The sequence below is a fragment of the [Zimmermannella] alba NBRC 15616 genome, from assembly GCF_001570905.1.
In the GTDB taxonomy this organism is placed as follows: domain Bacteria; phylum Actinomycetota; class Actinomycetes; order Actinomycetales; family Microbacteriaceae; genus Pseudoclavibacter; species Pseudoclavibacter albus.
Genome location: NZ_BCSO01000017.1, coordinates 24,823 through 32,541 on the forward strand (window position 1 = coordinate 24,823; position 7,719 = coordinate 32,541).

A 7,719-nucleotide genomic window follows, 5' to 3' on the forward strand; every position below is an offset into this window, starting at 1 on the left:
GTCATCAAGGGCCGGGATGTCCGAGGTGCCGCCTAGGATGGTTGCCATGCCAGACGGTTCCTCGTTTTACGTCACGACCCCCATCTTCTACGTCAATGACGTCCCGCACATCGGTCACGCCTACACCGAGGTGGCCGCGGATGTCCTTGCTCGCTGGCACCGTCAGCGCGGCGACCGCACCTGGTCGCTCACGGGTACGGACGAGCACGGCCAGAAGATCCTTCGCTCCGCCACGGCAAATGGCGTGACGCCGAAGGAGTGGACCGACCGCCTCGTGAGGGAGGCATGGGAGCCGCTGCTCGAGACCCTCAACCTGGCAAACGACGACTTCATCCGCACCACGGAAGAGCGTCACGAGCGTTGCGTGTCTCGCTTCCTCAACGACCTCAACGAGGCTGGCTACATCTACTCCTCCGAGTTCGAGGCGCTCTACTGCGTTGGCTGTGAAGAGTTCAAGCCCGAGTCCGAAATCGTCAAGGGCACGGGGGCTTTCGAGGGCGAGAAGGTCTGCGCCATCCACTCGAAGCCGCTCGAGCTGCTGCAGGAGACGAACTACTTCTTCCGCCTGTCGGAGTTCCAGGACCGCCTCCTCGAGCTCTACGAATCGCGCCCTGAGTTCATCCAGCCGGCCGCTGCTCGCAACGAGGTCATGTCCTTCGTGCGTTCAGGCCTCAAGGACCTCTCCATCTCGCGCACCACCTTCGACTGGGGTGTCAAGGTGCCCTGGGATGAATCGCACGTCGTCTACGTCTGGTTCGACGCACTCCTCAACTACATCTCCGCGATCGGCTACGGCGAGGACGACGAGAAGTTCAACGCCACCTGGCCTGCGCTCCACATCGTCGGCAAGGACATCCTCCGCTTCCACGCGGTCATCTGGCCGGCGATGCTCATGGCTGCTGGTATCCCCGCACCCGCCGGCATCTTCGGCCACGGCTGGCTCCTCGTCGGTGGCGAAAAGATGTCGAAGTCGAAGCTCACCGGTATTGAGCCGACCCAGATCACGGATGTGTTCGGTTCGGATGCCTTCCGCTACTACTTCATGCGCGCCATCCACTTCGGCCAGGACGGCTCTTTCTCGTGGGAAGACCTCTCCGCCCGCTACCAGGCCGAACTCGCGAACGGATTCGGCAACCTCGCCTCGCGCGTGATCGCCATGGTCATCAAGTACTTCGACGGCGCCGTGCCTGAGCTCGGTGAACTCACCGCTGCCGACCAGGCCATCATCGACCGCATGAACACCGCGGCTACGAAGGCGGACGCTGCGATCGAGCGCATCGCCATCGACGACGCCATCGCCGAGATCTGGAAGCTCGTGGATGAGCTCAACGGCTACATCACTGAGCAGGAGCCGTGGGTGCTCGCCAAGAACGAAGAGACCAAGCCGCGCCTCGCGACGGTTCTCGCGACGGCCATCCAGGGTCTTGGCGCGCTTGCCATCCTTCTCAACCCGATCACCCCGATTGCGTGCGAGAAGCTCTGGCAGGCACTCGGCGGCGAAGGCAGCCTCGCCGAGCAGCGCATTGCTGACGCTGTGAACTGGAAGGGCGCTGGCCGCGTCGAAAAGCTCGCCGCACTCTTCCCTCGCATCGAGCAGGAAGTCCCCGAGACGCCGACGCCGAAGGGAGCGTAATGGCCGCGAGCGAATCGCTCACTCCCAGCCAACACCCGAACCGCCGCGACACCGTGCAGGAGTCGGGTCACACGCGTGTCCTCGAGTACCCGCCGCTGCCCGAACCCCTCCCTGTGCCGTGCTACGACAACCACACGCACCTCGAGATTGAGGACGGCGACGAAGAGACCGGTCAGCTTGAGCTGCAAGAGCAGCTCGACCGGGCAAGCGCCGTCGGTATCCGTGGCTCGATCACGGTTGGTGGGGATGTCGAGTCGAGCCGCTGGGCGGCTGAGGCCGCAGCTGGTGAGCCGCGCCTGCTTGCCGCCGTGGCGATCCACCCGAATGAGGCACCCCGCTACAAGGCGGCAGGTGAACTCGACGCAGCCATCGCCGCGATCGATGAGCTCGCGGCCCAGCCGCGCGTGCGCGTGATCGGCGAAACCGGCCTCGACTACTTCCGCACCGAGGGCGAGGACGCGATCCGCGCCCAGCACGAATCCTTCGAAGCACACATTGGGCTCGCGAAGAAGCACGGCCTCGCCATGCAGATTCACGATCGCGACGCACACGACGACTGCATCTCCATCCTCAAGCGGGTCGGCGCCCCCGAGACGACCGTCTTCCACTGCTTCTCCGGTGACGAAGACATGGCGAAGATTTGCGCCGAGGAGGGCTGGTACTGCTCCTTCGCTGGCACCGTCACCTTCAAGAACGCGAAGAACCTCCACCGGGCCCTCGAAGTTGTGCCGCTCGAGCGCATCCTCGTGGAATCGGATGCGCCGTTCCTCACGCCAACGCCGTTCCGCGGGCGCCCGAATGCCCCGTACCTCGTGCCGCACACGATTCGCTTCATCGCGGATCGCCTCGGCAAGGACCTCGCCATGCTCACCGCGATCATTGCGCAGAACACCGAGCGTGCCTACGGCAGCTGGGACGACCCCATCCAGCCGCCGCGTGAACAGCTGGAGCGTCCGTGACCGGCGCGACGCTGCTGGGCGCGGCCGAGATCCGCGAGCTCGCGGTCGAACTCGACGTCACGCCCACGAAGAAGCTCGGCCAGAACTTCGTGCACGACGCGAACACGGTCCGCCGAATTGCCGAAGTTGGCCGTGTTGCTGAGGGGGAGCACATCCTTGAGGTCGGGCCCGGTCTCGGCTCCCTGACGCTCGCGATCCTCGAACGTGGCGCACGGATGACGGCCATTGAGATCGACCCACGCCTTGCCGCCAAGCTTCCCGAAACGGTCGCCAAACACGCGCCGGGTGCTGAGCTCACCGTCGTCCTCTCGGATGCACTCCAGGTGGACGGCGTCGCGGGGGAGCCCGTCGCGATCGTCGCGAACCTGCCCTACAACGTGTCGGTGCCGGTGCTCATCCACCTGCTTGCGTGCGTGCCGAGCCTCGAACGCGGTGTCGTCATGGTGCAAGCCGAGGTCGCTGAACGTCTCGCTGCTGGCCCCGGCTCGAAGGTGTACGGTGCACCGAGCGTCAAAGCCGCCTGGTACGGCTCGTGGCGCACAGCGGGGCTTGTGAGCCGCCGCGTGTTTTGGCCGGAGCCGAATGTCGACTCGATTCTCGTCGCCTACGAGCGCGGCGAATCGCGCGGTGACGAAGCGCTTCGCGCCCGCGTGTTCGCGCTCGTGGATGCCGCTTTCGGGCAGCGGCGCAAAATGCTCCGCCAGGCGCTCGCGAGCGTCATCCCGGGCGGCGCGCAGGCCGTGAGCGAGGTGCTCGAGGCCGCCGACATCGTGCCAACCGCTCGCGGTGAAGCGCTCACGATCGACGATTTCGTGCGCCTCGCGAAGATCCTTCCCTAGGCGCAGCACCACCTCCGACGAGCTGCCGAGGCGCATGTCGCCGGTGTCGGTTAGCCTGAGCGCATGACTGAGCCACGCACCCCCGAAGCAGCCGAATCCGTGCTCCCTGGCGGGGTGCCAGACCGAGTGCTCGTGCGGGCACCCGGCAAGGTGAATCTCGCGCTGCACGTGGGCCCGCTCGGCGCGGATGGCTACCACGAACTCGCCACCGTCTTCCTCGCACTTGATCTTGTTGACGACGTCCTCGCCGAGCGTGCGGAGGGCGTGAGCGTGCACCTTACTGGTGAGGTGCGGGATGACGTCCCGCTCGACGAGTCGAACCTCGCGCACCGTGCCGCGACGCTGCTCCGTGACCGCAGCGGCACCACCGAGGGGGTCCGTCTCACCATCACGAAGCGCATCCCTGTTGCGGGTGGCATGGGCGGCGGTTCGGCGGATGCTGCCGCAGCCCTCCTCGCGTGCGATGCCCTCTGGGGCCTCGACACCCCGTGGGACGAACTCCTCGCACTTGCCGCAGAGCTCGGCGCCGATGTCCCCTTCGCCCTGACCGGTGGCGCAGCGCTCGGCCGCGACCGCGGCGACCGTCTCGAGGCGGTACCTGCCAGCGGCTCCTTCCACCTCGTGCTCGTGCCGAGCGAGGACGGGATCTCGACCCCGAAGTGCTACCGGGCGCTCGATCTCCTGCGTCAGGAAGGCGCCCTGCCGGACCCTGAACTGCCGCTCGCCGTTGCCGATGGACTTCTCGCGGCGCTCGCCGAGGGCGATGCTGGCGCCCTCGCGGCCGAGCTCACGAACGACCTCGAGGCAGCAGCGCTCGTGCTTCGCCCAGATCTCGCCGACACCATTCGTGCGGGTGCCTTCGCGGGTGCCATCGGTGGCGTCGTCTCGGGTTCAGGCCCGACGATCGCACTCCTTACAGGCTCCCGCGAAGCCGCCGAGGAGGTCGCGAAGACGCTCCGGGCCGAGGGCCGTGCCGCCCTCGTCGCATCCGGGCCGGCCCGCGGTGCGCACATCGTAAACGACCACGAACTTCACAGTGATGGAGGTGCTCGATGAACCAGGGGCAGCAGGTCAACACGGGAGCCGCCGTCTTCCGCAAGATGCGCGCCGTCGGGCAGAAGCTCGGCGAAGACGAAGAGTTCGACCGCATCCTCGAGCGCATGAAAGAGGCCCGCACGGGCCACCCCTCGATCGTCATGGTGGGGGAGATCTCGCGAGGCAAGTCGACGCTCGTGAACGCGCTCCTCGGCCAGCCGGGCCTTGCCCCGGTGGATGCCGCGGAGACGACCGCGCTCGTCGTGAACTACACGCCCACATCTCCGGAGCATCCCGCGGGCAGTGCCGTCCTCGAATTTGAGTATGAGCCACGCTTCCGCGATGTGCCGCTGCCGGAGCTTGCGAGCTGGACGCGTGTGGGCGGCGAGAAGCTCCGCGAATCGGAAGAAGCCCCAAAGCAGGCCGTCGTCCACGTCGACTCCTGGCTCCTGCCGAAGTGCGTCATCGTCGACACACCAGGCACCGGCGGCCTCAGCGAGGCCTACGCCCGTCGAGCCTTCGACCGCGCCGAGCGCGCGAGCGTGCTCGTGCTCGTGACGGATGCCGGTGGGCGCATCTCGAGCCACGCGCTCGAGTTCTTGAAGCACTGCGCGGACAAGGTCGCGCAGGTCATCGTCGTCGTGAACAAGATCGACGCGCACCGCAACAACTGGCGCTCGATCGTTGAGGAAGACCGCGCCATTCTTGCTCAAGCAGGGCCTGGCCTCGGCAACATCCCGATCCTCGGAATGTCCGCACGTTGGGCCGAGCAGGCCGCCGCCGAACCCGACCCGGCAAAGCGGCAGAAGCTGCTCGAATACAGCCTCATCAACGACTTCATCCAGGTCGTGAACCGCGCCCTCAAACAGGCTGATGAGATCCCCGCGCAGAATGCGCTGCGCCAGGCGCAGTCGGCCCTCAAGCCGCACCTTGAGACGCGCCTCGTCGAGCGCGCTGCCCTCATCGATGCGGCCGAAGCAGCGAAGAACCCGGATGCGGCCGAAGACGCCGAGCTCATTCGCGCGAAGGAGAAGCGCGAAGAGCTCATGCTCACCTTCGACGACTCGAAGTACGACTGGCCCGCCGCGATCGAAGACCTCCGCGGCGATCTGCAGATGAAGATCAGCGCCCGCACCCGCCACTTCCAAAACGTGTGGAAGGACAAAGTCGAGGCATCCTGGAACGGCCTCACCAAGGAGAAAGCGCTCGTCATGCAGAACGAGCTCGACGCCGCACTCGAAGTGGAGATGACCGAGCACATTCGCGAGACGATCTTCCGCTGCGCGGGCCTCGTGAAGTGGCTGTACGCCGAAGCTGGCATGGCGCCGACACCGGAACTCCTGCACACCTTCGGCGTGCGCAAGGACGCCTGGCGTGGGCAACGTCATGAACAGTTCGAGCGTCGCGGGCAGAAGATGGATGCTCGCATGCTGCTCGGTTCGGCCATGATGGGCTCCGGTATCGCCCGGCTTGCCCTTGTCGGTGCCGGTGCTGCGGTGGCCATGCCAGCCGCCCTCGGTGTCGCCGTCGTCATGGGTGGTACGACCCTGTGGACCGGCAAACGCAAGCAGAACAAGCAGGCTGTGCTGCAGGTCATCCAAGACCGCACGACCGAGATGCGCGAGCTGCTCGAACGCTTCACCCGCCAGTCGATCACGCTCATCCAGACCGAGGCGAAGAAGCAGTTCGACCGCGACCTCAAGAAGTCCGTGAACAAGGCGAAGGAAGAGGTCGTCCGCATCCAGAAGGCCCGGAGTGCGACGCTCGAGGAACGTCAGGCGCGGCTTCGCCAACTGGAACCGCAAATCACGGAGCTCAAGCGTCTGCTCGCAGATGCCGACCGTGAGCTGGGAACACGTTCCGCGGTGCGGGGGTAGGTAGACACTCCGGGTGGATGCGGTGCCCTTCCACGGGCTGACATCCGTCGTCACACCCACGTGCCGCAACCTTTCCCCGTTACCCTGAGACACGAGCCGTGAGGCATCGAATGGCAACCACAATCGGAGGCAGCGTGAACTGGGTACTGTCCTGCGACTTCGGTACGTCGAACACCACGGCGGCCGAGATCGACGAGGAAGGTCGCATCCGCGCGATTGGTTTGCAAGACCAGGGTTCCTCGATGCCGTCCGCCGTTGCGCTCACGCCGACCGGCACGCGCGTTGGCCAGTCGGCCGTGAACGCACAGCTCGTGCACCCGGACGGCTTTGAAGCAGCACCGAAGACGCTCATCGGCCAGCAGGACGTCATCCTCGGCGGTGGCTTCGTGAAGCCCGTCGAGCTCGTTCAGGCCGTCTACGAGACGGTGCGAAAGACCGCCCTCGCCCGTCACAACGGGCGCGAACCGCAGGAACTCTGGCTCACGCACCCCGTTGGTTGGGCGCCCTCGCAGCTGGATGTTCTGAAGACCGCTGCGACGAATGCAGGCTTCAACCCGGCCTCGATCCGACTCGTTCCCGAGCCGATCGCCGCCGCGACCCACTACGCAACCTCCCGCGCCATCAAGCCGGGCGCCCGCGTCGCCGTCTTCGACTTTGGTGGCGGCACGCTCGACATCGCGGTCCTCGAGCACGCGCCGAGCCAGAACGGTGGCTACCGCGTCCTCGCGTACGGCGGCGACCCGCTGCTCGGCGGTCGTAGCTTCGACAACCGCCTGCTTGAGTGGGCGCTCCAGACAGCTCGGGATGCTGGTCACGACGATCTTGTGAACCGCATCGAAAACCCGCAGAACCCGAAGGAGCTGCGCGCGAAGCTCGCGCTCAACCGTGCCGTCAATGCGGCCAAGGTTGAGCTCTCGACGCACGCTGATGCCGACATCCCGATGTCCGTGGGCGAGATGGAGCACGTCGTCACGATCACGCGTGACGAGTATGAGCAGCTCATCTCCTCGGACGTCGAGCGCGGCGGCAAGCTCGTCCGTGACGTACTCGACAAGGTGAGCGGCGCAAAGCCTGAGGCGATCTACCTCACCGGTGGTTCGAGCCGTACGCCGGCGATTGCACGCATGCTGCACCGAGTGACGGGTCTCATCCCCGCCACCTTCGACGACCCGAAGCTTGTTGTTGCTGAGGGCGCGCTCCGCGTGCGCCCGGCGGTGAACCTCGGCAAGCAGCGCCCGACGAACGCGCCGATGCCGGCCTTCGGTGCTCCGGGCGGTGACGTGCAGGGTCCGCTTCGTCCGGGCGCGCAGAACCGTGGCGAGCTTCGTCCGGCACAGCACCAGCCGCGTCCGCTGCCGCCGCAGCAGCGCCCGCCC

At 66.3% G+C, this 7,719-nt stretch carries 6 protein-coding genes; all 6 read left to right on the plus strand.

Annotated features, from left to right (window positions below; genetic code table 11):
• Window positions 1–46 precede the first annotated feature (46 nt).
• Window positions 47–1,633: a methionine--tRNA ligase gene (gene metG / locus ZAL01S_RS09290; protein ID WP_066082515.1), complete on the plus strand. Its 1,587-nt coding sequence runs from the start codon at window positions 47–49 to the stop codon at window positions 1,631–1,633.
• Window positions 1,633–2,592: a TatD family hydrolase gene (locus ZAL01S_RS09295; RefSeq protein WP_083523245.1), complete on the plus strand. Its 960-nt coding sequence runs from the start codon at window positions 1,633–1,635 to the stop codon at window positions 2,590–2,592. The genes metG and ZAL01S_RS09295 overlap by 1 nt, the downstream gene beginning before the upstream one ends.
• Window positions 2,589–3,431, plus strand: coding sequence for a 16S rRNA (adenine(1518)-N(6)/adenine(1519)-N(6))-dimethyltransferase RsmA (gene rsmA / locus ZAL01S_RS09300; protein ID WP_066082516.1), 843 nt, complete (start codon window positions 2,589–2,591; stop codon window positions 3,429–3,431). The genes ZAL01S_RS09295 and rsmA overlap by 4 nt, the downstream gene beginning before the upstream one ends.
• 63 nt (window positions 3,432–3,494) lie before the next feature.
• The gene (locus tag ZAL01S_RS09305; protein WP_083523246.1) at window positions 3,495–4,487 is read left to right on the plus strand and encodes a 4-(cytidine 5'-diphospho)-2-C-methyl-D-erythritol kinase; all 993 of its coding nucleotides are present in this window, start codon (window positions 3,495–3,497) and stop codon (window positions 4,485–4,487) included.
• Entirely contained in the window at window positions 4,484–6,343 is a 1,860-nt protein-coding gene (locus tag ZAL01S_RS09310) for a dynamin family protein (protein WP_066082518.1), read from the plus strand. Before ZAL01S_RS09305 ends, ZAL01S_RS09310 begins: the two co-directional genes overlap by 4 nt.
• A 110-nt stretch (window positions 6,344–6,453) precedes the next feature.
• Window positions 6,454–7,719 (plus strand): Hsp70 family protein (locus ZAL01S_RS09315; RefSeq protein WP_159421672.1); only part of this gene is annotated, 1,266 nt, incomplete at its 3' end.

Coding starts and splice junctions, on each gene's coding strand:
- ZAL01S_RS09295 (WP_083523245.1), top strand. CDS start 1,633: ATGGCCGCGAGCGAATCGCTCACTCCCAGCCAACACCCGAACCGCCGC.
- ZAL01S_RS09310 (WP_066082518.1), top strand. CDS start 4,484: ATGAACCAGGGGCAGCAGGTCAACACGGGAGCCGCCGTCTTCCGCAAG.
- metG (WP_066082515.1), top strand. CDS start 47: ATGCCAGACGGTTCCTCGTTTTACGTCACGACCCCCATCTTCTACGTC.
- ZAL01S_RS09305 (WP_083523246.1), top strand. CDS start 3,495: ATGACTGAGCCACGCACCCCCGAAGCAGCCGAATCCGTGCTCCCTGGC.